Here is a 24,327-nt window from a genome sequence, read left to right on the forward strand (position 1 = left end):
TCCGCCGCGGCTGGCAACAGGTGCCGCTACGGCAGTCACTTCTTGTCGAGCGGGATGATCACTTCGTCGGGGCGGACGACGTTGAGCTGCTTGCGGGCAAGCTCGTCGACCATGTCGGGATCGGCGCCATGCTTCGGATCGAGCAGGTCGACTCGATTCTTGAGCTCGGCACGCTTCTTGTCGAGCAGCGCATAGTCGCGCTGCTTGGCGGCAAGCTCGTGCTGCACTTCCTTGGCGGCGACGATCCCGTTGGGCCCCAGAACCGCGTTATAGGCGAAGAAGCCGATGGCGATCAGCGCCGCGGCGGGAAGCCCCGCGCGGCGCAGCAGCGTGGACATGGGCGAAGCGCGCTTCATGCCCGTGTTTTTCGCTGATCGATCGGCTCTTAGCAAGATTGCGGTTCCTACCTAGGTTCAGGCGCGGCGGAGCACCGAACGGCCGGCATAGACCGCCGCGTCGCCCAGCTCTTCCTCGATGCGGATCAGCTGGTTGTACTTGGCGAGCCGGTCCGAGCGCGCGAGGCTACCGGTCTTGATCTGGCCGCAGTTGGTGGCGACCGCGAGATCGGCGATCGTCGCGTCCTCGGTCTCGCCCGAACGGTGCGACATGACCGCGGTGTAGGACGAGCGCTGGGCGAGGCTGACCGCCTCGAGCGTCTCGGTCAGCGTGCCGATCTGGTTGACCTTGACGAGCAGCGAGTTGGCATAGCCGCCCTCGATGCCGCGCTGCAGGCGCTGCGGGTTGGTGACGAACAGGTCGTCGCCGACGAGCTGGACCTTGCCGCCGAGCAGCTCGGTCAGCGTCTTCCAGCCTTCCCAGTCGTCCTCGGCCATGCCGTCCTCGATCGAGAAGATCGGATAGTCGGCGGCGAGCTTCGCCAGGAACTCGGCATTCTCGGTCGAGCTGAGGGTCTTGCCCTCGCCCACCATCTTGTAGGCGCCGTCCTTGAAATATTCGGTGGCGGCGCAGTCGAGCGCGAGCATCACGTCGTCGCCGGGCTTGTAGCCGGCGGCTTCGATGCTGGTCATGATGAAGTCCAGCGCTTCGGTGGTCGAGGCGATGTTCGGGGCGAAGCCGCCCTCGTCGCCCACGCCGGTCGCCAGGCCCTTATCGTGCAGCTTCTTCTTCAGCGTGTGGAAGATTTCCGAACCGCAGCGCACCGCCTCGACGATGTTCTCGGCGCCGACCGGCACGATCATGAATTCCTGGAAGTCGATCGGGTTGTCGGCATGCTCGCCGCCGTTGATGATGTTCATCATCGGCACCGGCAGGACGTGCGCGTTGACGCCGCCGACATAGCGGTAGAGCGGCAGGCCGCGCGCATCGGCCGCGGCCTTGGCGGCGGCGAGGCTGACGCCGAGAATGGCGTTGGCACCCAGGCGGCCCTTGTTGGCGGTGCCGTCGAGCTCGATCATGGTGCGGTCGAGATCGGCCTGGTCTTCGGCGTCGAGGCCGAGAACTGCCTCGGCAATCTCACCGTTCACCGCATCTACGGCGCCTTCGACGCCCTTGCCGAGCCAGCGGGACTTGTCGCCGTCGCGCTTCTCCACGGCCTCATGGGCACCGGTGGAGGCGCCCGAAGGCACGGCGGCGCGGCCGAAGCTGCCATCGTCCAGCAGGACATCCACTTCCACCGTGGGATTGCCACGGCTGTCGAGAATCTGGCGGGCGTGGACGTCGATGATTGCGGTCACGTCATGGTCTCCGTAACATATCTGGAATGAGGCGCGCGGTGCCTCTAGCGGTTCGCAAGGGAACTCGCAAACGGGGCCGTTGTTGTTTCGACGCGACATGGAGGGTTTTTGATCATGGCAAACGAAACGGCCAACATCGCGGGCGATCCGCTCGCAGGGAACATGGGTGAAACCGGCGCGGCAAGCGGCGGTACCGAAGGCGGCACGGGCGCGGAGCACAGCAGCTTCACGCGGAACGCCTCCGACACGATTCGCGAGGAAGCGGCCAAGTATGCCGATCAGGCCAAGGAGCACATCCTTGGCTTCGCCGGCACCGGCAAGGATCGCGCAACCAGCGCGCTCGACGAAGTCGTCGAGATGATGCGCACGGCCGCAGGCGACGTCGATGCCAAGCTCGGCTCGCAGTACGGACAATATGCCCGTACCGCGGCAGACGGCATCGCCGGGTTCGCGGATTCGCTGCGCGGCAAGGAAGTGAACGAGCTGCTCGACGAGGCGACCGAGTTCGTCAAGAAGAGCCCGGCGATCGCGGTCGGCACCGCAGCTGCGCTCGGCTTCGTGCTGGCGCGGGTGATCAAGTCGGGCATCGAAGCTTCGGGCACGACCACCACGACCGGCACCGGCACCACGGCCGCTCCGACCGGCAACACGCCGTCGACCGACGACCTCAAGGTCGAGCCCGCCGGCTTCGGCAGCGGTCCGTCGGCATCCCCCGGCACGACCCAGAGCTAAGGACGGGCAGCACAGGGCATGGACGCCCCCCGAACGGAAGACGCCGGCATCGGTGAGCTGATCGGCCAGCTCACCGAAGACGCCAAGGATTATGCCCGCGCCGAGGTCGACTATTTCAAGGCCGTCGCCCAGGCCAAGGTGGCCGAGGTCAAGGGCGCGGCGATCGCCGCCGTCCTGGCCCTCGCGCTCGCTTTGGCTGCGGCGATCGGGCTGATCGTCGGCGCGATCCTGACGCTGGCGACCCTGGTCGGCCCCGGCTGGGCGACGCTGATCGTGGTCGGCGTCAGCCTCGTCATCGCAGCCCTGCTCGGCTGGGCCGCGGCGCGCGGCATCCGCAAGGCGATGGGAGCGCAAGCATGACGGTACCCCGCGATCCCGATGCCGCCCGGGCCCGTGCGCGTGCCGCCCGCGACAAGCTGATGGGAACGGTTGGCACGATCCAGGAACGGCTGAAGCCGCGCAACATCGCCCAAGAAGCGATGGAGAATGCCAAGCAGAGCGTGACGACCATTGCGCGCGAGGGCACCGAAGCCGTCCGCGAACGGCCGTGGCTGGCGGCTGCGGTCACCAGCGGCATCGGCCTGGTGCTCGCACGCGGCTGGATCATCGACATTTTCCGCAAGGGCAAACACGAAACCGACGGACCCGCTAAGGGTTCGGCCACATCAGACAGCACAGAAGGATGACGCCATGAGCACCGAAACCGAAACCGGATCGCGCCTCACTGAAAACCCCGCGCTGCTGCTCGCTGGCGGCGTCGCGGTGGGCGTGGTGATCGGCATGCTGCTGCCGCGCTTTGAGCGCGAAAAGGCGGCGCTGGCGCCGCTGGGCCGCAAACTTGCCGACGGCGCTACCGCCGCCGTGCATGCGGCCAAGGAAAGCGGCCGCGAGCAGATCGAATCGCTGATCCCGAACAGCGACGCCACCAAGGAACGCGTCTCGGCGCTGTTCGGCACGGTGATCGACGCGGCCAAGGACGCGACGGCCAAGCGCTGAGCCGCCTATAAGGGGGTTGAGTGCGATGCTGCAGTGCCGGTAAGGGCTGCAGCATCCCCCCCACCCCCAGGAGGCGCAATGAGCAAGCTTCACCTGGTCTTCGGCGGCCGCGTTGCCGATCCGACGACCCTCGATTTCGTCGATCCCTCGAAGCTCGACGTGGTCGGCATCTTCCCCGATTATGCGAGCGCCGAAAAGGCATGGCGCGCCGCAGCACAGCGCACCGTCGACGACGCCGAGATGCGCTATGTGGTGGTGCACCTCCACCGCCTGCTCGATCCCGACGTCGAGGCCGGCAAGGCCTGATATCGAAGCTGCCCCTCCCGTCCGCGGGAGGGGTGCTTACGGCAGCGGCGCCAGATCGGGCTCCACGAAGCCCCGCCGCGCCGCCACCGAGAACAGCCGCTCGCGGCTGTAGAAGCGGAGCGGCCAGTCGCGCCGGCCTATGGGCGAAGCCAGCAAGCCGTTTACCCGCGCCGCTAGATCCGCCGGTCCCGGCTCGGTCAGGAACAGACGCACGCCCGCGACATAGGCGCGCGTGATTGTCTCGTGATAGCCGCCATGGTCATCGTTGACGCCGCCGACGCTCTCGTTGAAGCGGCGGATGAAGCCGCCGATCTCGGCATCCACATCCACGTCGGGCCGCTCGGTCAGCAGATACAGGCACGCCGCGAGATGCGCCTCGTGCGTCCAGTCCTCGCGCGACAAGGCGCAGGCGAGCAGCCCCTCCCCGATCCGGACGATCGCCGCGGCGCTGGGGAAGCACCGCGGCGGAAGATCGGCCGTGTCGCTCAGGCGAGCGCCTTTGCCTTGGGCGCAGCTGCGCGGACGCCGGCTTCGACATGGTCCTCGAACTGCGCGAAATTCTCGACGAACTGGTCGACCAGCCGTTCGGCGGTGGCATCATAGTCGGCCTTGTCCGGCCAGGTTTCGCGCGGGTCGAGGATCGCCGTGTCCACCCCCGGAACCGCTACCGGCACCTCGAAGCCGAAATAGGGGTCGACGCGGAACTCGGCTGCAGCGAGGCTGCCGTCGAGCGCGGCATTGAGCAACGCCCGCGTCGCCTTGATCGGCATGCGGTGCCCGACGCCGTATTTGCCCCCCGTCCACCCGGTATTGACCAGCCAGCAGGCGACATTGCCCTCGGCAATCCGCTTCTTGAGCAGATTGCCATAGACCGACGGATGCCGCGGCATGAACGGGGCGCCGAAGCAGGTGGAGAAGGTCGCCTCGGGCTCGGTCACCCCGATCTCGGTGCCCGCCACGCGCGCCGTATAGCCCGAGAGGAAATGGTACATCGCCTGCTCCGGCGTCAGCCGCGCGATCGGCGGGAGCACGCCATAGGCATCGGCGGTGAGGAAGATCATGTTCTTCGGCACCGGCCCGAGATTGTCGGCCGAGGCATTGGGGATGAAGTCGATCGGGTAGGAGCCGCGGCTGTTCTCGGCGAGGGTCGCATCGTCGAGGTCGAGCGTTCGCGTCTCGGGGTCCATCACCACATTTTCCAGCACCGTGCCGAAGCGTTTGGTAGTGGCGAAGATCTCGGGCTCTGCCTCGGGCGAGAGGCGGATCATCTTGGCGTAGCAGCCGCCCTCGAAGTTGAAGACGGCGGTGTCCGACCAGCCATGTTCGTCGTCGCCGATCAGCGTGCGGCTGGCATCGGCCGAGAGCGTGGTCTTGCCGGTGCCGGACAGCCCGAAGAAGATCGCGGTGTCCCCCTTGGGCCCGATATTGGCCGAGCAGTGCATCGGCATGATGCCTTGTTCGGGCAGCAGATAGTTGAGCAGGCCGAACACGCTCTTCTTCATCTCGCCGGCATAGGCGGTGCCGCCGATCAGGATCAGCCTGTCGGTGAAGTTGACCGCGATCACCGTTTCGCTGCGGGTGCCGTGGCGCGCGGGATCGGCGCGGAAGCTCGGCAGGTCGATGATCGTGTATTCGGGGGCGAAGTCCGCCAGCGCTTCCGCCCCGGGACGTACCAGCATCGTGCGGATGAACAGATTGTGCCAGGCAAGCTCGTTGATCACGCGCACCCGCACGCGATGCTCGGGCTGCGAGCCGCCATAGAGGTCCTGCACGAAGAGTTCGTCGCGCTTGCCCAGTTCGGCGAGGAAATCGGCCTTGAGCGCGGCGAAATGTTCGGGCGTCATCGCCTGATTGGTCTTGCCCCACCAGACATTGGTTTCGGTCTCGGCATCGCGGACGATGAACTTGTCCTTGGCCGAGCGTCCGGTATGCTTGCCCGTAGCAACCACCAGCGGACCTTCCGCGGCAAGGCTACCCTCGCCCCGCCGGATCGCGTGCTCGACCAGCGGCGCAGTAATCAGGTTCCAGTGTAGGGTTGCCGCGGTGGCAATTCCCTGCTCGCCAAGACCATGGCGCGACTGACGCATGTTCAAACCACCCTCCTCAAACACTGTCACGCTATTTATATGACAAAGCAGATGATTGTTTTGTCGCGCAACTTTATTTCGACTCACCTCCTGACACGCACCTGTCGAGGGGGTCAATCCGGGTAAGCGTTGTCGGTCGGTTGAGGCGGAAGAAACTTTGGTCTAACGGGTGTCGATGCTGATTTTGCGCCAGCCCCGGGTAGCCGGATGACCGCCACGATCGCGCTGGTCGACGACGACCGCAACATCCTCACTTCGGTGTCGATCGCCCTCCAGACCGAAGGCTTTCTCACCCGCGTCTATTCGGACGGCGAAAGCGCGCTGAAGGCGCTGATCGAGAACCCGCCCGAGCTGGCGGTGCTCGACATCAAGATGCCCAAGATGGACGGGCTGGAGCTGCTCCGCCGCCTGCGCGAAAAGAGCCAGATCCCGGTGATCTTCCTCACCAGCAAGGACGACGAGCTCGACGAGGCGCTCGGCCTTGCCATGGGCGCGGACGACTATATCGCCAAGCCCTTCTCCCAGCGCCTGCTGATCGCCCGCATTCGCGCGATCCTGCGCCGCACCGAGCCCGCCCAGCCGGTGGCCGAGGGCGCGGCCCCGGCCGAGCCCGCCGAGGCGCTGGAGCGCGGCCGCCTGAGCATGGACCCGGCGCGGCACAAGGTCACCTGGGGCGGCGTCAACGTCACGCTGACCGTCACCGAATTCCTGATCCTGGAGACGCTCGCCCAGCGCCCGGGCATCGTCAAGACGCGCAACCAGCTGATGGACGCGGCCTATCAGGACGACATCTATGTCGACGACCGCACGATCGACAGCCACATCAAGCGCGTCCGCCGCAAGTTCCGCCAGGTAGATCCGGAGTTCGACGCGATCGAGACGCTCTATGGCGCGGGCTATCGCTTCTCGGATGAATGACGAGCGCGACCTGGCGCTGCGATGGTCGGGCCGGGTCAGCCTCACGCCGCGGATCCTGGCGGTCAACATCTTCGCGCTGGCGCTGCTGTGCGGCGGCTTCTTCTATCTCGACAGCTATCGCAGCCGGATCGTCGACAGCCGCGTCGAGCAGACCAGCCGCGAGGTGCGGCTGATCGCCCAGGCGCTGGCCTCGGCCACCGACAAGCGCCGCGACCTGCTGGTGCTCAGCCTCGCCCGGGACATGGGCACGCGCATCCGCCTTTATGACCCGCAGGGCAAGCTGCTGAGCGACAGCCGCGAACTCGGCCTGCGCAACCTGGTACTGCGCGATCCGGACAAGGATCCCGTCGGCCAGACGATCGCACGTTTTCTCGATGCGGTGATCGACAAGGTGGCCGGTGCGGATCGTGCGCCGCTGTATCGTGAGCGGCCGCGCGATGCCGGGCTCGACTGGCCGGACGTCCGTACCGCGCTGGAGACGCACGCAGCCGCCGCGAGCGTCTGGCGCGCGCCCGATCGCACCCCCGTCATCACCGCCGCCGCTCCCATAACTGGCCTCGGCGTGGTGATGACTGCGTTCAACGCCCGCGACATCACCCAGACGGTGCGGGTGGAGCGCTACCGGCTGGGCGTGGTGCTCGGCATCGTCTCGCTGGTCTCGGTGCTGCTGTCGCTGTTCCTCGCCCGCACCATCGTGCGCCCGTTGCGCCGGCTGGCGCTGGCGGCGATCCGCGTCCGCCTCGGCCGGGCCCGCGAAGTGGTGGTGCCCCGCCTGCCCGAACGCCGCGACGAGATCGGCATGCTCGCCCGCGCGCTCTCGGACATGAGCGGTGCGCTCCGTGCCCGCATCGACGCGACCGAGACCTTCGCGGCCGACGTCACCCATGAGCTGAAGAACCCCCTCGCCTCGCTCCGCTCCGCCGTCGAAGGGCTGTCCAACGTCAAGGACCCGGGCCTGCGCGACCAGCTGCTCGACATCGTCCGCGACGACGTTCACCGGCTCGACCGGCTGATCAGCGACATCTCGGAGGCCTCGCGCATCGACGCCCAGCTCAGCCGCACCACCTTCGAGCCGTTCGACCTGGGCGAGCTGATCGCCGCGCTGATCGGCCAGCGCGAGACCCGCGGCGTGCCCGAGGAGATACGTCTTCGCTTCGATCGTCCGCGCGGGCAATCGATGGAAGTGATGGGCGACCCGACGCGGCTCGAGCGCGTGTTCGAGAACCTGATCGAGAACGCCTTGTCCTTCTCGCCTCCCGGCGGGCTGATCGCGATCTCGGCGCAGGAGGAAGACGACGCGCTTGCCGTCTGGGTGGAAGACGAAGGCCCCGGCGTGCCGGAGGAAGCCCGCGAGGCGATCTTCCGGCGCTTCCACTCGGTCCGCCCCTCCAGCGAGGCTTTCGGCCAGCATTCCGGCCTCGGGCTTGCCATTGCCCGCACCATCGTCGAAGGCCATCAGGGAAGCATAATAGTGGAATCGCGGGAGGATCGATCGCAAGGCGCACGCTTCGTGGTGCGGCTGCCATTGGCGGCCCGCGCATGAACCCGCCCGTCGACCCGTCCGCGCTCCCGACAAGCTATAACGAGAGCATCATGCAACGGCGTCGCCCCAAACACATCCTGCTCGTCACCGGCATGTCGGGTGCTGGCAAGTCGACCGTGCTGCGCACGCTGGAGGATCTCGGCTGGGAGGTGGTCGACAACCTCCCCCTGCTCCTCCTGAACCGCCTGCTCGATACCGCGCCCGGCGCAGATGGCGGCGACGACGAGCGCCCGCTCGCGCTCGGGCTCGGCACCCAGACGCGCGGGTTCGACGCGGAGAGCATCGTCCAGCGCATCAAGAAGCTGCGCGAGGACCAGGGCCTCGATGTCGGCACGCTGTTCCTCGAATGCAGCGGCGCCGAGCTGATCCGCCGCTTCTCCGAAACCCGCCGCCGCCACCCCCTCGCGCAGGACCGCCCCGCCGAGGACGGCATCGCCCGCGAGCGCGAGCTGCTCGGCCCCCTGCGCCGCTGGGCCAACCGGCTGCTCGACACTACCGACATGAAGGCGAACCAGCTGTCCCAGGCGATCCGCCAGATCTTCTCGGCGGACGGCGGCAAGACCACCTTCAGCGTCACCTCGTTCGGCTTCTCCCGCGGGCTGCCGCGCGATGCCGATCTCGTCCTCGACATGCGCTTCCTGCGCAATCCGCATTGGGACCCGGTGCTCCGTCCCGGCACGGGACTCGATGCCGACGTCTCCGCCTATATCCAGGCCGACCCGGCCTATGATGCCGCCATGGCGCAGATCGAGTCGCTGCTGCTGCTGCTGCTCCCCCGCTACCAGGCGGAGGGGAAAGCCTATGTGACGATCGCGTTCGGCTGCACCGGCGGGCGGCATCGCTCGGTGCATGTCGCCGAACGGATGGCCCGCCGGTTGCGCGACGAAGGATTTTCGCCCACGGTGACGCACAGAGATTTGCAGACCGCGCCACAGGACTCCCTGGAGGGGGCGCCGGTGTCCATGGCTAGGGGCGGAGAATAGAATGATCGGGTTGGTGCTCGTGACGCACGGACGACTCGCCGAGGAGTTCGTCGTCGCGATGGAACATGTGGTGGGGAAACAGGAGCAGGTCGCCGCGATCTGCATCGGCCCCGAGGATGACATGGAGGGCCGCCGCGCCGACATCGCCAGCGCCATCGGCGCGGTCGATTCGGGCGAAGGCGTGATCGTGCTGAGCGACCTGTTCGGCGGCACCCCCTCCAATCTCGCCATCTCGCTGATGAAGGCGGGCAAGGTCGAGGTGATCGCCGGCATCAGCCTGCCGATGCTGATCCGCCTGGGCAGCGCCCGCAAGACCATGTCCGTCACCGACGCGGTGCTCGCCGCGCGCGACGCCGGCCGCAAATATGTGACGGTTGCCTCGGAAATGCTGGGGCCGCCGCAATGAGCCGGGTGTCGCGTGAGGTGCTCATCGAGAACCGCCGCGGCCTCCACGCCCGCGCGAGCATGGCCTTCGTCACGCTCGCCAGCACCCAGCCCTGCGAGTTGACCGTCGAGAAGGACGGCAACAGCGCCGCCGGCACCTCGATCCTCGACCTGATGATGCTCGGCGCCGCCAAGGGCGACACGATCACGATCTGGGCCGAAGGCGACGGCGCGGAAGACGCAGTGCAGGCGCTGGTCGAGCTGGTCGAAGCGCGGTTCAACGAGGAATAACCCAACTTAATCCCCTCCCCTTCAGGGGAGGGGCTTAAGAGGGCGACCTAGCCCCCGCCCCCATCCCGCCCTATAGCGCGCGGATGCCACGCGAAATCACCGCCTATTCCAACCCCCTCATCAAGCGCATGCGCAACCTGCGCGACAAGCGCCACCGCCGCGAAGAGGGGCTGTTCCTCGCCGAGGGCCTGCGCATCCTGACCGAGGCGCGCGAGGCCGGCCGGATCCCCGACTATCTCTTCTACACCGCCGAGACCGCCCGCCACCCGCTGGTCGTGGCGCTGGTCACCGCCACCGAGGCCCAGGGCGGCGAGGCGATCGAGACCAATGCCGACATCCTCTCGAAGCTCTCCGGCAAGGACAATCCGGGCGCGGTCGTCGGCGTCTATCCCGAATTCGCGCTCGACCTCGCCGATATCGACCGCAGCACCGCGCCGATCTGGCTGGTCGCCGAGCGGCTGCGCGATCCCGGCAATCTCGGCACCATCCTGCGCACTGGCGATGCGGTGGGCGCCGGCGGGCTGATCCTGCTCGACGATTGCGTCGATCCCTTCTCGGTCGAGGCGGTGCGCGCGAGCATGGGCGCCCTGTTCACCGTGCCCGTCGCCCGCGCCCGCTGGGAGGAGTTCGAGCCCTGGCTGCGCGCCGGCCCCGGCCAGCTCGTTGGCCTCAGCCTCGATACCGACCATGATTACCAGGCCCCGCGCTACGCCGCGCCGACCTTCCTGCTCACCGGCAACGAGGCGCAGGGCATGCCGCCGCATATGGAAGCCGCCTGCGATCTTCTGGTAAAGATCCCCATGCTCGGCAAGGCAGACAGTCTCAATGCGGCAGTGGCAACGGCGGTGATGGCCTATGAAGTACGCAACCAGTTCCGGCACGGCTGACCGCCGCCTCCTGACCGCGGCCGCCGCGCTCGCCTCGGCGCTGGCCGCCGCCTTCCCCGCCGCCGCGCAGACGCCCGAGCCGCCGCCGGTGCGCGAGGCCCCGCGCGCGGAGACGCACGGCTTCGACGCGGAGGAACAGCTGCTGCTGGGCGACTGGCGCGTGACCGGGATTGAGGGACACGCGACCGTCCCCGGCAGCCGCGCCCGACTGAAGCTGGAGGGCCTGCGGATCAGCGGCTATACCGGCTGCAACGCGCTGGGCGGCAACTACCGGGTGGAACGGGGGTACCTCACCACCGGCGGCGTGATCACCACCCGCCGCGCCTGCGCGCCGGCGCTGATGCGGCAGGAAAAGGCGCTGCTTGCCCTGCTCGACCAGCGCCTGGCGGTCCGCCAGAGCCACCGCGGGCGCCTGCTGCTGACCGGGCGCGATGGGAAGACGCTGGTGTTGGTGCGGGCGGCGGGGTGAGCAAAGCCAGAGGCCTACGTGCACCAAGCAGCAGCCGTGACCTCGGCTCCGCTTTCAGCCAATCACGATACGAGGTTATTGGAATCAGCTTAGGAAATGTAGGAGCTTAGATCATCCTTCGATGCGCTGGTCGATCAGCCCTCCGATATCACTTTACGCAAGGTTTGCATAATGCGACTCTATCTCGATGAGAGAGCACAAACCTATGGACGGTAAGCGCCCCAAAGGAATGTCATGGGCCGACGCCGCCATTCTTGGCAGTGCATTTTTTGGCCTGTTACTCGGACTCAGCGTTCTTAGCATGCAGGCCGCCGCTATCGTGGGGATGCTGGTCCTCGTTTATGTTGTTTATAAGTTAATCGTCACCAAGGAAGTCTAATTGCCTCCGCTCAACTTGCGGTACGATAACGCGAGTAATTCTGCGGTTCTCTGCAATGAACTCCTCGCCCAGGAGGTACCCATCGATAGCGACGTTTACAGTCATTTTTTGTCCGACCGCCAGCGGTAGACCCGTAGCTTCGTGATTAAGCGCGGCAACAAACTCGCCGTCTTCGAGATCAGCGCTCCACTCCTCATTAGCATCCATGAAACGCCAGCGAGGCTTCAATTCATTCTCCCGTAAATTTGCACGAACAATTTTCACAACTACGTGATTCCTGAACTTAGTCTCCTTAATTAATAAGGGAGATTCAACTTCCGGAGCAGCCCCGTAAATTGGAAATTGAGCTCGTGGAATTGCAGCAATTGGACCTTTCTTTGCTGGCGTGTACCCGATACCGATCGACGTAACGTGGCTGTCTTTCTCAACCTGCCGAACAATTCGACGACGTCGCTCGGCCAAATCTGTCTTCTCAAATGCAAGAACAACCTTATTGGCGATGTCCTGCTTATCGGAATCCGACAAATCGGCCGTGTCCACATGCCCGAAAGCCTTCCAGAATGCGTTCCCTGCGTCTGTCTGGAGATGTGATACAGGCCCCATAGCGAAGAATAGCACCGCTGAAAACGTGAGTGCCGCGAGAGCTTTGCGATCACCCGCACGGACGGCTTTTACGAGGTTACTCAGCCATACGCTGCCCTCTTCGCTTTCCACAAACTCGACTTCAAATTCCAGGTCTGGAGACACGATCGAAGCTAAATCGCGTAAGATCCCAACCCACTCAACAGCCGCATTTGCAACGGTTTCAAGATCCGCACGCTCGTTCTCCACAAGCCCGAAATGCAAACTTAATGGCGCTTCAGTCATTCATTGCCCCCGTTTCCAGGAAGCTACGCCGATTCACACGTTTGCGTCAAACACGTTGGCGAGAGAGCGAACGCCGTGGGTTCGATGATTCTAGCCTTTGACAAGCAAACCTGCCCGAGACTGACCTAGCCACTCAATCAGCCCCAGGCCTCAGCGAAGCGCGACTTGTTCCAGAAGCCCCCTCACTCCGCCGCAGCCGCTTCCTCCACCTCGCCCTCGCCCGGCGCCGGCAGTTCCGCCGTGGGCGCCCGCGCGATCACGTCGACCGTGTCGATCGCGTCCAGCGAGCTGTTGCCGATATCCACGTTGAGCGCCTGGAAGCGCCGCGCGGAGACCATCACCCGGCCTTCGAAGCTCGCGACGAACTTGTTGTAATTCTCCACAGCGCTGTTCAGCCCGCCGCCGACGCGCTTGAGGTGGCTCGCCGCCGTCGCCAGCCGCTCGTACAGTTCCTTGCCCAGCTTGCCGACTTCGCGGGCATCCTCGGTCAGCTTCTGCTGGCGCCACATCGAGGCGACGGTGCGGGCGAGCGGCAGGAAGGCCGAGGGGCCGGCGATGATCACCCGGTTGCGCGCTGCGCGCTCCCACAGCTCCATGTCCACTTCCAGCGCGCTGGACAGGAAATTGTCGCCGGGGATGTACATGATGACGAAGTCCGGCGCCTTTTCGAACTGCGCCCAATAGGCCTTGCGCGACAGCGCGTCGGCATGGGTGCTCATCGCCTTGGCATGCGCCTTCAGCGCCGCGGTGCGCTCCTCGGCGCTGGTCGCCTCGGCCGCCTGGAGATAGCCGTCGAGCACGCACTTCACGTCGACGATCAGCTGCTGGTCGCCCGGCAGGCGGATGATGAAGTCCGGCCGCAGCATGCCGTCCTCCGTGGTGACCGAAACCTCGGCGGCGAAATCGACATGGCCGGAAAGCCCGGCGATCTCGATCAGGTTGCGGAACTGCTGCTCGCCCCAGCGGCCGCGCGTCTTGGGCGCGGCGCGCAGGGCGTTGACCAGCTTGGAGGTTTCCGCGCGCGTCTCGCCCAGGCTCGAGTGCACCGCGCTGATCGCCTCGCGCAGCTGGCCATAGCTGTCGGTACGGTCCTTCTCGACACGCTGCAGGCCTTCCTCATAGCGCTTGAGCGTGGTGTCGATCGGCTGAAGCAGCGAGCGCAGCCGCTCCTCGTTCTTCTCGCCCGCCTGGTGGAAGCGCGCCTCGGCGCGTTCGAGGAAGGCGCGCTGCGTCTCGTCGAGCATCTTGGCGGCGGATTCGCGGAACTGGCCGGCCATCATCTCGCGCGCGTTGACGAATTCGGTCAGCCGCTCCTCGAAGGCGCCGGCCTTGGCCTTGAGCTCGGCCAGCTCGATGCGGGCGGCGTCGCGCTCGTTGCGGAGCATCGCGGCTTCCTCGCGCAGGCGGGGGAGCTGGCCGACGCGTTCCTCGGCCATGGCGAGATCGGTGATGGCGGCCTTGAAATCGGCCTCGCGCCGGGCGCTTTCAGCCCGCGCCTCGCTCGTGCCGCGCGCGCCGATCAGCCAGCCGACCACCACGCCCACGACCAGGGCAACCATCACAAAGGCAACGACGAACGGATCCAACGCCAAATCTCCCGGGAACAGGACGCGAACTTACGCGCCGGGGGAGCGGGCCGCAAGGGTGCCGGCGGTCGGTTCGGCGCGGGTTGGCGAGGGTTCGGTGGATAAGTGGCGGGGCGCCCTCGCCCCCTTCTCCGTCATTCCGGCGAAAGCCGGAATCCATTGGGGTCGCCGGCAAGGCTCGAGCCCGGGCGTAGTGGCGAATGGATCCCGACTTTCGCCGGGATGACGACAATCAGGTAGTGGCGCCCTCAGGCCGCCTTGCGGGCCTTGTTGAGCTTCTTCATCAGCATGTCGCGCTTGAGCCGCGAGAGATGGTCGAGGAACACGATGCCCTCCAGATGGTCCATCTCATGCTGGATGCAGGTGGCGAGCAGGCCCTCGAAGACCTCGTCATGCTGCTCGCCCTTCTCGTCGAGCCAGGTCACGCGGCAGCGCGCGGGGCGCTCGACATCGGCGAACTGGTCGGGGACCGACAGGCAGCCCTCGGTATAGACCGAAACTTCCTCGGCCGGCTCGTGGATCTCGGGGTTGATGAAGACGCGCGGGTGCCGGATCGGCTTGCCCTCCTCGTCCTCTTCCTCCTGCAGGTCCATCACGATGAGGCGCTTGGGCACGCCGACCTGGATCGCGGCGAGGCCGATGCCGGGCGCATCGTACATCGTGTCGAACATATCGCCGATCAGCGTGCGAACGTCGTCATCGACCGCCTCGACAGGAGTGGAGACGAGACGCAGACGCGGATCGGGTACTTCGACGATGGGGAGGATGGCCATCGCCTAAATTTAGGAGAGCCGCCCTCCAGCGTCAAGCAACCGGGCGGCGCGCCCGGAGCGCCTGGGCGAGCGTACCCTCGTCGAGATAGTCCAATTCGCCCCCCACCGGCAGGCCATGGGCGAGCTGGGTGACGCGGATCGGGAACGCCTCCAGCCGCTCCGAGACGTAATGCGCGGTGGTCTGCCCCTCCAGCGTGGCGTTCATCGCGAGGACGACCTCGTCGATGCCCCCCGCCCCCACCCGGCGGACCAGCGCGTCGATCCGCAGGTCCTCGGGCCGCACCCCGTCGAGCGCGGAAAGCTTGCCGCCAAGCACATGGAAGCGCCCGGGGAACAGCCGCGCGCGGTCGAGCGCCCACAGGTCGGCGACTTCCTCGACCACGCACAGCGAGCGGTCGTCGCGGCGGGGGTCGGCGCAGATCGCGCAGGGGTCGTACGTGTCGACATTGCCGCAAATGTGGCATGTCGTGAGTTTCTGGCTGACCGCGCTGAGGGCGGCGAGCAGCGGATCGAGCGTGGTCTCGCGCTTCTTGAGCAGGTGCAGCACCGCCCGCCGCGCCGAACGCGGCCCGAAACCGGGCAGCCGCGACAGGGCCTGGGTCAGCGCTTCGATTTCGGGAGAGGCCATGGCGCATCACATAGGGGCTTGCATGCGCGCCTGCCAAGCGGTTGAGGGAAAGCATGCGCATCCTCTTCATGGGAACCCCCGATTTCGCCGTGCCGGTACTCGATGCCCTGGTCGAAGCCGGGCACGACATCGCCGCCGCCTATAGCCAGCCGCCCCGCCCCGGCGGCCGGCGCGGCAAGGTGCTGACCCCCTCCCCGGTTCATGCCCGCGCCGAGGCGCTGGGGATCGAGGTGCGGACGCCGCTCAGCCTCAAGGGCGCGGACGAGCAGGCAGCGCTGGCGGCGCTCGGGACGGATGTTGCGGTGGTCGCGGCCTATGGCCTGATCCTGCCCAAGGCGGTGTTGGCAGCGCCGCGGCTAGGGTGCCTCAACGTCCATGGCTCGCTGCTCCCCCGCTGGCGCGGCGCGGCGCCGATCGAGCGGGCGATCCTCGCCGGCGATGCGGAGACCGGCGTCGGCATCATGCAGATGGAAGCCGGGCTCGACACAGGCCCGGTGCGGATGGAGGGCCGCACACCGATCGACGGCAAGACGGCGGGCGATCTGCGCGCCGAGCTGAGCGCGCTGGGTGCGCGGCTGATGGTGGAGGTGCTGGCGGACTTCGATGCCTATCCGGCGATCCCGCAGCCCGAGGACGGCATCACCTACGCCGCCAAGATCGACAAGGCCGAGGCCCGCCTAGACTTCACCCGCAGCGCGGTCGAGGTCGAGCGCGCGGTGCGGGCGTTCAACCCGGCACCGGGGGCGTTCTTCGAGTGGAACGGCGAGCGCTTCCGTATCCACGCCGCCGATCTGGTCGACGTCAGCGGTCCTGCGGGGACCGTGGGCGAAGACCTGCTGATCCATTGCGGCGAAGGCGCGATCCGGCCGACCTCGATTCAGCGCGCCGGGCGCGGGGTGATGACCGTCGGCGAGCTGCTGCGCGGCTTGCCCATCCCCGCAGGCACGCAGCTTTGACCCGCTTCGCCCTGACGGTGGAGTTCGACGGCCGCCCCTTCATGGGCTGGCAGCGCCAGGATCACGGCCCGAGCGTGCAGCAGGCGATCGAGGACGCCGCCTATGCGGTGACCGGCGAGGACGTGGTCGTCCATGCCGCCGGCCGCACCGATGCGGGTGTGCACGGGCTGGGCATGCGCGCGCATGTCGACATCGCCAAGCCCCTTGCCCCCTTCCGGCTGATGGAGGCTCTCAACGCCCGGATCCGCCCGCACCCGGTCGCGATCCTAGCCTGCGAGGAAGTTTCAGAAGATTGGCACGCGCGTTTCTCGTGCCTTAGCCGCCATTATGAGTATCGCATCGTAACCCGTCGTGCGCCGTTGACCTGGGAAAAAGGGCTTGCCTGGCGCCTGTCCGGGCCGCTGGACGGGGCCGCCATGCAGGCCGCCGCCGACCATCTGGTCGGCCGCCACGACTTCACCACCTTCCGCTCGGCGCACTGCCAGGCGGAGAGCCCAGTGCGCACGCTCGATCGGCTGGACGTGGTGCAGGACGGCGAGCGGATCAGCGTTTTCGCCTCGGCGCGCTCGTTCCTCCACCACCAGGTTCGGTCGATGGTCGGCTGCCTGTCGCTGGTCGGTCAGGGCAAATGGGCGCCCGAGGACGTGCGCGACGTGCTGGAAGCGCGCGATCGTACCACCCTGGGGCTGAACGCCCCCCCCGACGGCCTTTTTTTCCTGCGCGCAGACTATCCTAGCGCGTGAACTTCGCTGCAAGCTCGACATGGGTGGACCAGCGGAATTGCCCCACCGGCTGCACCCATTCTAGGCGATAGCCACCTTTGCACAAAATCTCGGCATCTCGCGCGAAGGTGCTGGGATTGCACGAAACATAGGCCAGCACCGGCGCCTTTGAGCCTGCTAGCTCACCCACCTGCTCACGCGCGCCGGCGCGCGGCGGATCGAGCACCACGGCATCGAACCGGTCGAGCTCCGCGGTGGTAACCGGGCGCCGGAACAGGTCGCGGTGATCGCCGAACACTTGGCGTCCCGCCGCGCCCGCTGCCGTCTTGAGTGACAGGATGGCATCGCGCGCGGCCTCGCCGGCATAGACTCGCGCCTTCCCCAGCGCGAAGGTGAAGGTGCCCAGCCCGGCGAACAGATCCGCGACCGTTTGCGCCTCGCCGACGATTTCGCGTACCGCGGCGACCAGCGCCGCCTCGCCCTCGGGCGTCGCCTGCAGGAAGCTGCCGCTCGGCAGCGGTACCGCGACTCCGCCGAGCGTGATCGTCACCGGTACGGGCTCCCACCGCGCAGTCGGGCCGAAACCCTCGTCGATGGCGAACCGCGCGAGCTTCTCGGCCTGCGCGAAGGCGGTGATCGCCTCGGCCGCCGCGAGGCCTTCCGGATCGATGCCCTCGACGAGTACGTCGCGGCCCTGATCGCTCATCGCGAGGTGTACGTTCACCCGCCGCGCATCGGGCAGCAGGGTCGAGAACAGCCGGCGCAGCGGCGCCAGCAGCGCGAACAGCTCGGGTGCGAGCACGTGGCATTCGGCAAGGTCGATCAGCTTGTGGCTGCCCGCCTCGGTAAAGCCGATCCGCACCTGCTTGCCCCGCCGCTCGGCATGCAGCGTCGCCCGGCGACGGGTGCGCGGCGGCGACAGCAAGGGCGTGCGAATATCCGCCTTCAGCCCCTGCGCCGCGAGCGCGGTGCGCACGCGCTCGGCGAGGAAGTGGCTCCACGCGTCGTCGTCGAGATGCTGGAGCTGGCAGCCGCCGCAGCTCGGAAAATGGCGGCAGGGCGGCGTTTGGTGGTGCGGGCCGAAGCGAACCGCGCCGTCACCTCCGACCCAGTCGCCGGGCGCGGTGAGCGGGACATGCCGGCCGTCGCTGGTCACCCCATCGCCCCGCGCGGCGACGCGCACCACTTCCACTTCGCTCACAGACATTCCGAACACGCTTCCGCCAGTTGAGCGACGAGCTGATCGGCGAAAAAGGCGGGGCCTGCAAGCTGCGCCGCGCGTCCGTGCAGCCACACGGCCGCCGCGGCCGGATCCACCCCGCTCCCGCCCTGCGCGATCTGCGCACCCAGCACGCCTGCGAGCACATCCCCGGTGCCTGCAGTGGAAAGCCAGGGCGATGCCCCCGCGAGCACCCGCACGCTGCCGTCCGGGCCCGCGATCACGGTGTCGCCGCCCTTGTGAACGACCGTCGCCCCGCTCGACGCCGCGGCCTCAATGGTGCGATCGATCTTGCTGCCCTCGCCCCCGAACATCCGGTCGAACTCGCCGCCATGGGGTGTGATCCACACCGGGGCCTCGCGGGTGGCCAGCGTCGTGGCAGCGTTGGTACCGAGCAGGCTCAGCGCATCGCCGTCGACCACCATCGGCTTGTCGGCAGCGAGTCCTGCCCGCAAGAATGCTTCAGCCCGGCGATCTCGGCCCAGACCAGGCCCCAGCACGATGGCGTCGATCCGATCGCTGGCGAGGAAGTCCGCGAGATCATCCGCATCGTCGATCGTCCGACGGACCAGCGCATCGGGTGCCGGACCAGCCGGCTCCGGCCCGGCGAGCATGACATAGCCTGCCCCGCTCGCCATCGCCGCGCGCGCGGCGAGCCGGCCGGCGCCGGGCATCGCACCTTCCACCACCGCGACCAGTCCGCGGCTATATTTATGGCTCTGCGGGCCCGGCGTCTCCAGCCGCGGCCGAGCCACCGTCTGCCAGGCCGCGTCGACCGGAATGCCGATATCGGCGAGCAAGACATGGCCGCAGCGGGACAGCCCGTCGCCGAGCACATGCGCCGGCTTGAGCGCCCCCAGCGCGATCGTGGCGTTCACGCCGCGCGGCGCGCCGAGTTCGTCGCCACTGTCCGTCTCCATCCCCGAGGGCAGGTCGATAGCGAGCGTGAATTCCGCTCCGCGCACCACTTCGGAGAGAACGGCGGCGATGCTGCGCTCCAAGGGGCGCGTGACACCGATCCCGAACAGCCCGTCGATCACCACCGGCCGCACCGGCGCGCCATAGAGCGACGTCGTAGGCCCATCCCAGCGCGCGTGCATCCGTTCGGCGGCGCCGGGCTTCGGCGCGCCCGAGGCGGCGACCAGCACATCGAGCCCCGCCTGACGCAAATATCGTGCGACGACATAGGCATCGCCACCGTTGTTCCCGGGCCCTGCAAGCACCAGCACCGGCCGACCCATCGCGAAGCGCACGGCCTCGCGGGCTACCGCGGCGCCGGCGCGCTCCATCAGTTCGTCTTGGGAGACGCCGCGCGCGAAGACCGCCTCCTCGGCGGCTCGCATTGCGTCGGCAGTGAGGATGGGAGCGCCGGGCGGGATCATTGGCCCGCTGTAGCGCCCTTGGCTGCAAGACGATAGCGCATCCCGCCGATCGTCACCTCGGTGGCGTTCGCAGAGCGAGTCACGGTCGCCACTTCGGCACCGTCCGCCGCGGTGATCACGTTGCCTTGGATCTGCAACCGCCGGAAACCGCCATCCGGGTGGTGCAGGATCAGCACCGTACCGTCGCGCTCGGCGGTGCACACCGGCAGCAGCGTCTCGCCGATCGGCGCGCAGGCGACCGTCTCCCCCGCTTGTGCAGCGGGCTGCGACGCCGGATCGGCACCGCAGCCCGCCACAAGCAAGGTCAGCGCGAGACTAGATGTCCGCGTAGACATGGCGCTCGGCCTTGGCGCCGGGGTGCGTCACCGCGCCCTGATAGGCCGGGCCGACATTCTGCGAATAGCGGTAGAGCGCGCCCGACTGATAGTCGTTCACCCGCGGCTGCCAGCGGGCGCGGCGCTCGGCCAGCACGTCCTCAGCGACGTCGAGATCGATCGTGCCCGCTTCGGCGTCGATGCGGATCGTGTCGCCATCCTCGACCAGCGCGATCGGGCCGCCCTCGGCCGCTTCTGGACCGACATGGCCGATGCAGAAGCCGCGCGTGCCGCCCGAGAAGCGGCCGTCGGTGATCAGCGCGACCTTCTCGCCCATGCCGAGGCCGTAGAGCGCAGCGGTGGTCGACAGCATCTCGCGCATGCCCGGACCGCCCTTCGGCCCTTCATAGCGGATGATGATGACTTCGCCTTCGTTGATCTGGCGGTTCTCCACCGCCTGGAAGGCATCTTCCTCGCAGTCGAACACCCGCGCCGGGCCGGTGAACTGGAGCCGATGCATGCCCGCAACCTTCACGATTGCCCCCTCCGGCGCGAGCGAACCGCGCAGGCCGACGACGCCGCCGGTGGGAGTGATCGGGGTCTTTACGTCGTAGATCACCTTCTGGTCGGGGTTCCAGGTGACCTGGTCGATATTCTCGCCCAGCGTCTTGCCGGTCACCGTCATGCAGCTGCCGTCGAGCAGGCCGTTGGCCAGCATCGTCTTCATCAGCATGTAGACGCCGCCGGCCGCGTGCATGTCCTTGGCGACATACTTCCCACCCGGCTTCAGGTCAGCGATGTAAGGCGTTGATTTGAAAGCTTCAGCAACGTCGTGCAGGCCGAATTCGATGCCTGCTTCGTTCGCCATCGCCGGCAGGTGGAGCGCGGCGTTGGTCGACCCGCCGGTCGCCGCCACGACGCGCGCAGCATTGATGAAGGCGGCGCGCGTGGCAATGTCGCGCGGGCGCAGGTTCATCTCGAGCAGGTTCATCACCTGATGCCCCGCGGCGATCGCGATTTCTTCGCGGCTCTTGTACGGAGCAGGCACCATGTTGCTGTTCGGCAAGGACAATCCCATCGCTTCGCCGACACAGGCCATGGTGTTGGCGGTGAACTGGCCACCGCACGCGCCGTGGCCGGGACACGCGACCTTCTCAAGCGCGGTCAGGTCCTTGAGCGGGCAGTTGCCGGCGGCGAACTTGCCCACCGCCTCGAACACGTCGACCACGGTGACGTCGCGGTCCTCGAACCGGCCCGGCAGGATCGAGCCGCCATAGACGAAGATCGACGGGATGTTGAGGCGCAGCATCGCCATCATCATGCCCGGCAGCGACTTGTCGCAGCCGGCGAAGGCGACCAGTGCGTCATAGCAGTGCCCGCGCACGCTGAGCTCGACCGAATCGGCGATCACCTCGCGGCTGACCAGCGAGGACTTCATCCCCTGATGGCCCATGGCGATGCCGTCGGTCACCGTGATGGTGTTGAACCGGCGCGGCATGCCGCCATTGGCGATCACGCCCTGGCGGGCGGCGTCGGCCTGGAAATCGAGGGTGGTGTTGCACGGTGCGCTGTCGTTGCCGGCGCTCGCAACGGCGACGAACGGCTTGGCGATATCCTCTTCGGGAATCCCCATGGCATAGTAATAGCTGCGGTGCGGCGCGCGCTCGGGCCCCACGGAGACGTGGCGGCTGGGGAGCTTGGATTTGTCGAATCGATTAGTCATGGCGCGCAAGCCTATGTCGCGGGAACACCCTTTGACGCAAGAGTGTTGCGCAGAAAAAGCGTAAGGTTTTGCAGACGCTCGGCCCATGCCTGAACGCCCGCGGTACCCCGGATTAAGTCGTTGCGGATCTCGATGGCAATCGAGGGAATGCCTTGCGACTCGGCATGGCGGTTGAGCGTGGCGTTGAGCAGCCGCCCCGAATAGGGCTCGTTGTCGCCGGTGACGCACCCTTGCGCGCGCAGCCATTCCGCCGCGGGGCGGGCGGCGCGGGTATCGCGATTGTAGAGGATCCCGATCTCCCAGGGCCGCGGCGTGCCGCCATGTTCGAGGCAGGGCGTGAAGCTGTGGATCGACAGGATCAGGCCGGGCCGCTGGCGGCGGATCTGGTCGCGCAGCACGCGATGATAGGGCGCGTGGAAGCGCGCGATGCGGGCGGCACGATCGGCGCTCTCGTTGCCGGGGATCTCGTGCCCGTCGCTGCGATGAGGGATCAGGCCGATATGGTCGGGCTCGCGATGGAGATCGATCACCAACCGCGAGACGGTGGCAAGGATGGCCAGGGCGTCGAGCCGGGCCGCGAGTGCTCGCGTCACATCCGCTGCGCCGATGTCGATGCCGATATGCAGGTCGAGCAGCGCCGGATCGATGCCGAGATCGATATCGGTCGGCACCGCGTTCGAGGCATGGTCGCACAGCAGCAGCACATGGCCGTCGCCGCCGGGCAGGATTTCCGCGACGCTCATGCGAACACCGGGCGTCGGCGGGCGTGGAAGGCGGCGAGCCCTTCGGCAAGCTCGACGCCGCCGAACGCGGCCTCGAAGGCGGCATCGAGATCGGCATCGGCAGGCTTGCGCAGCGCCCGCTTGAGCTGGCGGATGGCGGCGGGCGCGTTCTCGGCGATGCGCTGGGCGAGCGCCGTGGCCGCAGCACCGGCATCGGGCGCGCGGCGCTCGACCAGGCCGATCCGCGCGGCCGCATCGGCGTCGATCGCCTCGCCGGTGAAGAGCAGCTCGGCCGCCCGCCCCTGCCCGACTTGCGCCGCCAGCCGAGCGACATCCTCGCGCGGATAGCCGAGCCCGAGCCGCGCGGGCGTCACGGCGAACTCCGCATCATCCCCGGCGATGCGAAGGTCCGCGGCGAGGGTCAGCGCCACCGCCGCACCGAAGCAGCCGCCGTCGATCGCGACGAGCACCGGCATCGGCAGCGCGGCCAGCGCCTCGATCCCGACGCGCATGGCGCGGCGGAAGCGGGTGCGGTCGGCCGGATCGGTTTGCAGCTGGGGGAACTCGCCGATGTCAGCGCCGGCCGAGAAGATGCCGGGCATGTCCGAACGGAGGATCACCGCCCGGGCAGCCTCCAGACCCGTGGTGGCTGCGGCGAACTGCTCCCAGCCGGCGATCGGCACCGCATTGCGCGCCGATCCGCGTGCGAGCGCGATCGTGGCGATCGGCCCATCCCAACGAACTTCGATCATGAGGAGGCTGTGCCCGATCCGCGCGGCCAAGTCACGCGATGGCGCGCGGGGGGACTTCCCAGAGGGAAGCGCACCCGCGGGCCAAGGGCAGACGTTCGCGAACGCGTCAGATCCGCCGTCCACGTGACTGACGCAAAACGGTAAAGATTCGCTTACCGGCTCAGCAAAGTCGGGTCGCGGCGATCCACCATTCGGGCCGCTGCAAGGCTGCCGCCGCGGCACCCCGGGCAGCGTCGGACTCGAACAGCGCGAAGCAGGTCGCGCCCGAGCCCGACATGCGCGCGAGCAACACGCCCGGCTGCGCGGCGAGCGTCGCCAGCACGGCATCGATCGCAGGCGCGATGGCACGCGCCGGCGGTTCCAGGTCGTTGCGCCCCGCCTGTGCTACGGCGAGCAGGTCGCCGGCACCGATCGGCCCGCGATCCACCCCGTCCCAGCCCTTGAACACCGCCGCCGTCGAGACCCCTACGCCGGGGTTGACCAGCAAGGTCGGCGTGCCTGTCAGCCCCTCTAGCGGGTCCAACTGCTCGCCCCGTCCCCGGCCCAGCGCGGTGCGGCCGAGCAGGCAGGCGGGCACGTCGGAGCCGAGCGCATCGGCAATCGCGAACAGCTTCGGGTCCACGAGGTCCACGCCGTGGAGCGCAGCCAGCGCCCGCAGCGTCGCCGCCGCGTCCGCCGATCCGCCGCCGATGCCCGAGGCTACCGGCAGGTGTTTCTCCAGTTCGATCGCATGCGCGCCGCCGCCGAACGCCTCGCGGAACCGCGCGGCCGCGCGGGTGACGAGATTGTCCCCCTCGCCTGCCAGCACGGCCGCGAACGGGCCGGTCAGCGTGAAGCTGTCGGTCTCCGCGGGCGTCGCCTGTACGGTGTCGCCATGCTCGACGAACGCGAACAGCGTCTCCAGTTCGTGATAGCCGTCGGGGCGGCGATGGCGAACGTGGAGCGCGAGGTTGAGCTTGGCGCGCGCGGGCTCGGAGACGGTGCGAGGATCTTGCATCGCCGCCGCCCCTAGCG

At 67.7% G+C, this 24,327-nt stretch carries 30 protein-coding genes; 15 read left to right on the forward strand and 15 right to left on the reverse strand.

Annotated elements, in window-relative coordinates; genetic code table 11:
- Nucleotides 1-35: 35 nt before the first annotated feature.
- Both ABIC35_RS05380 and eno read right to left on the reverse strand, forming a co-directional pair.
- A complete protein-coding gene (locus tag ABIC35_RS05380) occupies nucleotides 36-338 on the reverse strand; it encodes an FtsB family cell division protein (RefSeq protein ID WP_175487941.1) in 303 nt (100 codons plus the stop codon).
- A gap of 75 nt (nucleotides 339-413) precedes the next feature.
- On the reverse strand, nucleotides 414-1,694 hold the full coding sequence (gene eno / locus ABIC35_RS05385; RefSeq protein WP_121077339.1) for a phosphopyruvate hydratase: 1,281 nt from the start codon (nucleotides 1,692-1,694) through the stop codon (nucleotides 414-416).
- Nucleotides 1,695-1,808: 114 nt separating this feature from the next.
- Here eno and ABIC35_RS05390 point away from each other — a divergent pair, with 114 nt between their 5' ends.
- The 5 genes from ABIC35_RS05390 (at nucleotide 1,809) to ABIC35_RS05410 (ending at nucleotide 3,728) form a co-directional block, all read left to right on the forward strand.
- A complete protein-coding gene (locus tag ABIC35_RS05390; RefSeq protein ID WP_121077342.1) occupies nucleotides 1,809-2,426 on the forward strand; it encodes a hypothetical protein in 618 nt (205 codons plus the stop codon).
- An 18-nt stretch (nucleotides 2,427-2,444) separates the two neighbouring features.
- Nucleotides 2,445-2,786 carry a phage holin family protein gene (locus ABIC35_RS05395; RefSeq protein ID WP_121077344.1) on the forward strand — a complete coding sequence of 114 codons (342 nt, stop codon included), beginning with the start codon at nucleotides 2,445-2,447 and terminating at the stop codon, nucleotides 2,784-2,786.
- Nucleotides 2,783-3,112 carry a DUF3618 domain-containing protein gene (locus ABIC35_RS05400; RefSeq protein WP_121077346.1) on the forward strand — a complete coding sequence of 110 codons (330 nt, stop codon included), beginning with the start codon at nucleotides 2,783-2,785 and terminating at the stop codon, nucleotides 3,110-3,112. The genes ABIC35_RS05395 and ABIC35_RS05400 overlap by 4 nt, the downstream gene beginning before the upstream one ends.
- 4 nt (nucleotides 3,113-3,116) lie before the next feature.
- Complete coding sequence (locus tag ABIC35_RS05405) at nucleotides 3,117-3,422, forward strand: hypothetical protein (protein WP_121077348.1); 306 nt, start codon at nucleotides 3,117-3,119, stop codon at nucleotides 3,420-3,422.
- A gap of 78 nt (nucleotides 3,423-3,500) precedes the next feature.
- A complete protein-coding gene (locus ABIC35_RS05410) occupies nucleotides 3,501-3,728 on the forward strand; it encodes a DUF4170 domain-containing protein (RefSeq protein WP_093295174.1) in 228 nt (75 codons plus the stop codon).
- 36 nt (nucleotides 3,729-3,764) lie between these two features.
- Here the strand turns inward: ABIC35_RS05410 and ABIC35_RS05415 are convergent, their stop codons facing one another.
- Entirely contained in the window at nucleotides 3,765-4,130 is a 366-nt protein-coding gene (locus ABIC35_RS05415) for a hypothetical protein (RefSeq protein WP_354278334.1), read from the reverse strand.
- A gap of 83 nt (nucleotides 4,131-4,213) precedes the next feature.
- A complete protein-coding gene (locus tag ABIC35_RS05420; RefSeq protein ID WP_121077352.1) occupies nucleotides 4,214-5,815 on the reverse strand; it encodes a phosphoenolpyruvate carboxykinase in 1,602 nt (533 codons plus the stop codon).
- A gap of 207 nt (nucleotides 5,816-6,022) precedes the next feature.
- Here ABIC35_RS05420 and ABIC35_RS05425 point away from each other — a divergent pair, with 207 nt between their 5' ends.
- From ABIC35_RS05425 to ABIC35_RS05460, 8 genes are all read left to right on the forward strand, one after another.
- Complete coding sequence (locus tag ABIC35_RS05425) at nucleotides 6,023-6,733, forward strand: response regulator transcription factor (protein ID WP_084583444.1); 711 nt, start codon at nucleotides 6,023-6,025, stop codon at nucleotides 6,731-6,733.
- A complete protein-coding gene (locus ABIC35_RS05430) occupies nucleotides 6,702-8,276 on the forward strand; it encodes a stimulus-sensing domain-containing protein (protein ID WP_121077354.1) in 1,575 nt (524 codons plus the stop codon). Before ABIC35_RS05425 ends, ABIC35_RS05430 begins: the two co-directional genes overlap by 32 nt.
- Before the next feature lie 50 nt (nucleotides 8,277-8,326).
- The gene (gene rapZ / locus ABIC35_RS05435) at nucleotides 8,327-9,259 is read left to right on the forward strand and encodes an RNase adapter RapZ (protein ID WP_121079404.1); all 933 of its coding nucleotides are present in this window, start codon (nucleotides 8,327-8,329) and stop codon (nucleotides 9,257-9,259) included.
- Between the two features lies 1 nt (nucleotide 9,260).
- On the forward strand, nucleotides 9,261-9,665 hold the full coding sequence (locus ABIC35_RS05440) for a PTS sugar transporter subunit IIA (RefSeq protein WP_064312096.1): 405 nt from the start codon (nucleotides 9,261-9,263) through the stop codon (nucleotides 9,663-9,665).
- The gene (locus ABIC35_RS05445; protein WP_121077356.1) at nucleotides 9,662-9,934 is read left to right on the forward strand and encodes an HPr family phosphocarrier protein; all 273 of its coding nucleotides are present in this window, start codon (nucleotides 9,662-9,664) and stop codon (nucleotides 9,932-9,934) included. The genes ABIC35_RS05440 and ABIC35_RS05445 overlap by 4 nt, the downstream gene beginning before the upstream one ends.
- Nucleotides 9,935-10,017: 83 nt before the next feature.
- Nucleotides 10,018-10,821 (forward strand): TrmH family RNA methyltransferase, encoded by an 804-nt coding sequence (locus ABIC35_RS05450; protein WP_121077358.1) that lies wholly within the window; start codon nucleotides 10,018-10,020, stop codon nucleotides 10,819-10,821.
- Complete coding sequence (locus ABIC35_RS05455) at nucleotides 10,790-11,290, forward strand: META domain-containing protein (protein ID WP_121077360.1); 501 nt, start codon at nucleotides 10,790-10,792, stop codon at nucleotides 11,288-11,290. Before ABIC35_RS05450 ends, ABIC35_RS05455 begins: the two co-directional genes overlap by 32 nt.
- Nucleotides 11,291-11,495: 205 nt before the next feature.
- Nucleotides 11,496-11,669: a hypothetical protein gene (locus ABIC35_RS05460; protein ID WP_183049390.1), complete on the forward strand. Its 174-nt coding sequence runs from the start codon at nucleotides 11,496-11,498 to the stop codon at nucleotides 11,667-11,669.
- On the opposite strand, the gene ABIC35_RS05465 is transcribed toward ABIC35_RS05460, so the two are convergent.
- From ABIC35_RS05465 to recR, 4 genes are all read right to left on the reverse strand, one after another.
- Nucleotides 11,646-12,536 (reverse strand): hypothetical protein, encoded by an 891-nt coding sequence (locus tag ABIC35_RS05465; protein ID WP_147425878.1) that lies wholly within the window; start codon nucleotides 12,534-12,536, stop codon nucleotides 11,646-11,648. The two genes, ABIC35_RS05460 and ABIC35_RS05465, sit on opposite strands and share 24 nt — an antisense overlap.
- Before the next feature lie 182 nt (nucleotides 12,537-12,718).
- Entirely contained in the window at nucleotides 12,719-14,122 is a 1,404-nt protein-coding gene (locus tag ABIC35_RS05470) for a DNA recombination protein RmuC (protein ID WP_183049391.1), read from the reverse strand.
- Nucleotides 14,123-14,370: 248 nt separating this feature from the next.
- The gene (def, locus tag ABIC35_RS05475) at nucleotides 14,371-14,895 is read right to left on the reverse strand and encodes a peptide deformylase (RefSeq protein ID WP_121077364.1); all 525 of its coding nucleotides are present in this window, start codon (nucleotides 14,893-14,895) and stop codon (nucleotides 14,371-14,373) included.
- A gap of 31 nt (nucleotides 14,896-14,926) precedes the next feature.
- The gene (recR, locus tag ABIC35_RS05480; RefSeq protein WP_121077366.1) at nucleotides 14,927-15,523 is read right to left on the reverse strand and encodes a recombination mediator RecR; all 597 of its coding nucleotides are present in this window, start codon (nucleotides 15,521-15,523) and stop codon (nucleotides 14,927-14,929) included.
- A gap of 53 nt (nucleotides 15,524-15,576) precedes the next feature.
- Between recR and fmt the strand changes: the two genes are divergently transcribed.
- Nucleotides 15,577-16,479: a methionyl-tRNA formyltransferase gene (fmt, locus tag ABIC35_RS05485; RefSeq protein ID WP_121077368.1), complete on the forward strand. Its 903-nt coding sequence runs from the start codon at nucleotides 15,577-15,579 to the stop codon at nucleotides 16,477-16,479.
- On the forward strand, nucleotides 16,476-17,222 hold the full coding sequence (gene truA / locus ABIC35_RS05490; RefSeq protein WP_121077370.1) for a tRNA pseudouridine(38-40) synthase TruA: 747 nt from the start codon (nucleotides 16,476-16,478) through the stop codon (nucleotides 17,220-17,222). The genes fmt and truA overlap by 4 nt, the downstream gene beginning before the upstream one ends.
- Here the strand turns inward: truA and ABIC35_RS05495 are convergent.
- The 7 genes from ABIC35_RS05495 to ABIC35_RS05525 form a co-directional block, all read right to left on the reverse strand.
- On the reverse strand, nucleotides 17,212-18,402 hold the full coding sequence (locus tag ABIC35_RS05495; protein WP_183049494.1) for a class I SAM-dependent RNA methyltransferase: 1,191 nt from the start codon (nucleotides 18,400-18,402) through the stop codon (nucleotides 17,212-17,214). The genes truA and ABIC35_RS05495 overlap by 11 nt on opposite strands.
- Nucleotides 18,399-19,802, reverse strand: coding sequence for an NAD(P)H-hydrate dehydratase (locus ABIC35_RS05500; RefSeq protein WP_121077374.1), 1,404 nt, complete (start codon nucleotides 19,800-19,802; stop codon nucleotides 18,399-18,401). The genes ABIC35_RS05495 and ABIC35_RS05500 overlap by 4 nt, the downstream gene beginning before the upstream one ends.
- Nucleotides 19,799-20,137, reverse strand: a complete 339-nt coding sequence (locus ABIC35_RS05505; protein WP_354278336.1) for a hypothetical protein — start codon at nucleotides 20,135-20,137, stop codon at nucleotides 19,799-19,801. Before ABIC35_RS05505 ends, ABIC35_RS05500 begins: the two co-directional genes overlap by 4 nt.
- The gene (gene ilvD / locus ABIC35_RS05510; RefSeq protein ID WP_121079408.1) at nucleotides 20,118-21,839 is read right to left on the reverse strand and encodes a dihydroxy-acid dehydratase; all 1,722 of its coding nucleotides are present in this window, start codon (nucleotides 21,837-21,839) and stop codon (nucleotides 20,118-20,120) included. Before ilvD ends, ABIC35_RS05505 begins: the two co-directional genes overlap by 20 nt.
- Nucleotides 21,840-21,850: 11 nt before the next feature.
- Nucleotides 21,851-22,582 (reverse strand): N-formylglutamate amidohydrolase, encoded by a 732-nt coding sequence (locus tag ABIC35_RS05515; RefSeq protein ID WP_121077378.1) that lies wholly within the window; start codon nucleotides 22,580-22,582, stop codon nucleotides 21,851-21,853.
- Nucleotides 22,579-23,313 (reverse strand): enoyl-CoA hydratase/isomerase family protein, encoded by a 735-nt coding sequence (locus tag ABIC35_RS05520; protein WP_121079410.1) that lies wholly within the window; start codon nucleotides 23,311-23,313, stop codon nucleotides 22,579-22,581. The genes ABIC35_RS05515 and ABIC35_RS05520 overlap by 4 nt, the downstream gene beginning before the upstream one ends.
- 160 nt (nucleotides 23,314-23,473) lie before the next feature.
- A complete protein-coding gene (locus ABIC35_RS05525; protein ID WP_121077380.1) occupies nucleotides 23,474-24,310 on the reverse strand; it encodes a 4-(cytidine 5'-diphospho)-2-C-methyl-D-erythritol kinase in 837 nt (278 codons plus the stop codon).
- Nucleotides 24,311-24,327 lie beyond the last annotated feature (17 nt).

This window comes from Sphingomonas trueperi (assembly GCF_040545965.1).
In the GTDB taxonomy this organism is placed as follows: Bacteria; Pseudomonadota; Alphaproteobacteria; order Sphingomonadales; family Sphingomonadaceae; genus Sphingomonas; species Sphingomonas trueperi_C.

What these genes read in the sequence shown, in the direction of transcription:
- ABIC35_RS05400 (WP_121077346.1), top strand. Translation starts at nt 2,783, where the DNA reads ATGACGGTACCCCGCGATCCCGATGCCGCCCGGGCCCGTGCGCGTGCC.
- ABIC35_RS05460 (WP_183049390.1), top strand. Translation starts at nt 11,496, where the DNA reads ATGGACGGTAAGCGCCCCAAAGGAATGTCATGGGCCGACGCCGCCATT.
- ABIC35_RS05425 (WP_084583444.1), top strand. Translation starts at nt 6,023, where the DNA reads ATGACCGCCACGATCGCGCTGGTCGACGACGACCGCAACATCCTCACT.
- ABIC35_RS05420 (WP_121077352.1), bottom strand. Translation starts at nt 5,815, where the DNA reads ATGCGTCAGTCGCGCCATGGTCTTGGCGAGCAGGGAATTGCCACCGCG.
- ABIC35_RS05410 (WP_093295174.1), top strand. Translation starts at nt 3,501, where the DNA reads ATGAGCAAGCTTCACCTGGTCTTCGGCGGCCGCGTTGCCGATCCGACG.
- ABIC35_RS05455 (WP_121077360.1), top strand. Translation starts at nt 10,790, where the DNA reads ATGAAGTACGCAACCAGTTCCGGCACGGCTGACCGCCGCCTCCTGACC.
- ABIC35_RS05525 (WP_121077380.1), bottom strand. Translation starts at nt 24,310, where the DNA reads ATGCAAGATCCTCGCACCGTCTCCGAGCCCGCGCGCGCCAAGCTCAAC.
- ABIC35_RS05440 (WP_064312096.1), top strand. Translation starts at nt 9,261, where the DNA reads ATGATCGGGTTGGTGCTCGTGACGCACGGACGACTCGCCGAGGAGTTC.
- ABIC35_RS05500 (WP_121077374.1), bottom strand. Translation starts at nt 19,802, where the DNA reads ATGATCCCGCCCGGCGCTCCCATCCTCACTGCCGACGCAATGCGAGCC.
- fmt (WP_121077368.1), top strand. Translation starts at nt 15,577, where the DNA reads ATGCGCATCCTCTTCATGGGAACCCCCGATTTCGCCGTGCCGGTACTC.
- ABIC35_RS05505 (WP_354278336.1), bottom strand. Translation starts at nt 20,137, where the DNA reads ATGTCTACGCGGACATCTAGTCTCGCGCTGACCTTGCTTGTGGCGGGC.
- ilvD (WP_121079408.1), bottom strand. Translation starts at nt 21,839, where the DNA reads ATGACTAATCGATTCGACAAATCCAAGCTCCCCAGCCGCCACGTCTCC.
- ABIC35_RS05445 (WP_121077356.1), top strand. Translation starts at nt 9,662, where the DNA reads ATGAGCCGGGTGTCGCGTGAGGTGCTCATCGAGAACCGCCGCGGCCTC.
- ABIC35_RS05465 (WP_147425878.1), bottom strand. Translation starts at nt 12,536, where the DNA reads ATGACTGAAGCGCCATTAAGTTTGCATTTCGGGCTTGTGGAGAACGAG.
- ABIC35_RS05395 (WP_121077344.1), top strand. Translation starts at nt 2,445, where the DNA reads ATGGACGCCCCCCGAACGGAAGACGCCGGCATCGGTGAGCTGATCGGC.
- ABIC35_RS05390 (WP_121077342.1), top strand. Translation starts at nt 1,809, where the DNA reads ATGGCAAACGAAACGGCCAACATCGCGGGCGATCCGCTCGCAGGGAAC.
- ABIC35_RS05450 (WP_121077358.1), top strand. Translation starts at nt 10,018, where the DNA reads ATGCCACGCGAAATCACCGCCTATTCCAACCCCCTCATCAAGCGCATG.
- rapZ (WP_121079404.1), top strand. Translation starts at nt 8,327, where the DNA reads ATGCAACGGCGTCGCCCCAAACACATCCTGCTCGTCACCGGCATGTCG.
- ABIC35_RS05380 (WP_175487941.1), bottom strand. Translation starts at nt 338, where the DNA reads ATGTCCACGCTGCTGCGCCGCGCGGGGCTTCCCGCCGCGGCGCTGATC.
- def (WP_121077364.1), bottom strand. Translation starts at nt 14,895, where the DNA reads ATGGCCATCCTCCCCATCGTCGAAGTACCCGATCCGCGTCTGCGTCTC.
- ABIC35_RS05405 (WP_121077348.1), top strand. Translation starts at nt 3,117, where the DNA reads ATGAGCACCGAAACCGAAACCGGATCGCGCCTCACTGAAAACCCCGCG.
- ABIC35_RS05515 (WP_121077378.1), bottom strand. Translation starts at nt 22,582, where the DNA reads ATGAGCGTCGCGGAAATCCTGCCCGGCGGCGACGGCCATGTGCTGCTG.
- recR (WP_121077366.1), bottom strand. Translation starts at nt 15,523, where the DNA reads ATGGCCTCTCCCGAAATCGAAGCGCTGACCCAGGCCCTGTCGCGGCTG.
- ABIC35_RS05430 (WP_121077354.1), top strand. Translation starts at nt 6,702, where the DNA reads ATGGCGCGGGCTATCGCTTCTCGGATGAATGACGAGCGCGACCTGGCG.
- ABIC35_RS05520 (WP_121079410.1), bottom strand. Translation starts at nt 23,313, where the DNA reads ATGATCGAAGTTCGTTGGGATGGGCCGATCGCCACGATCGCGCTCGCA.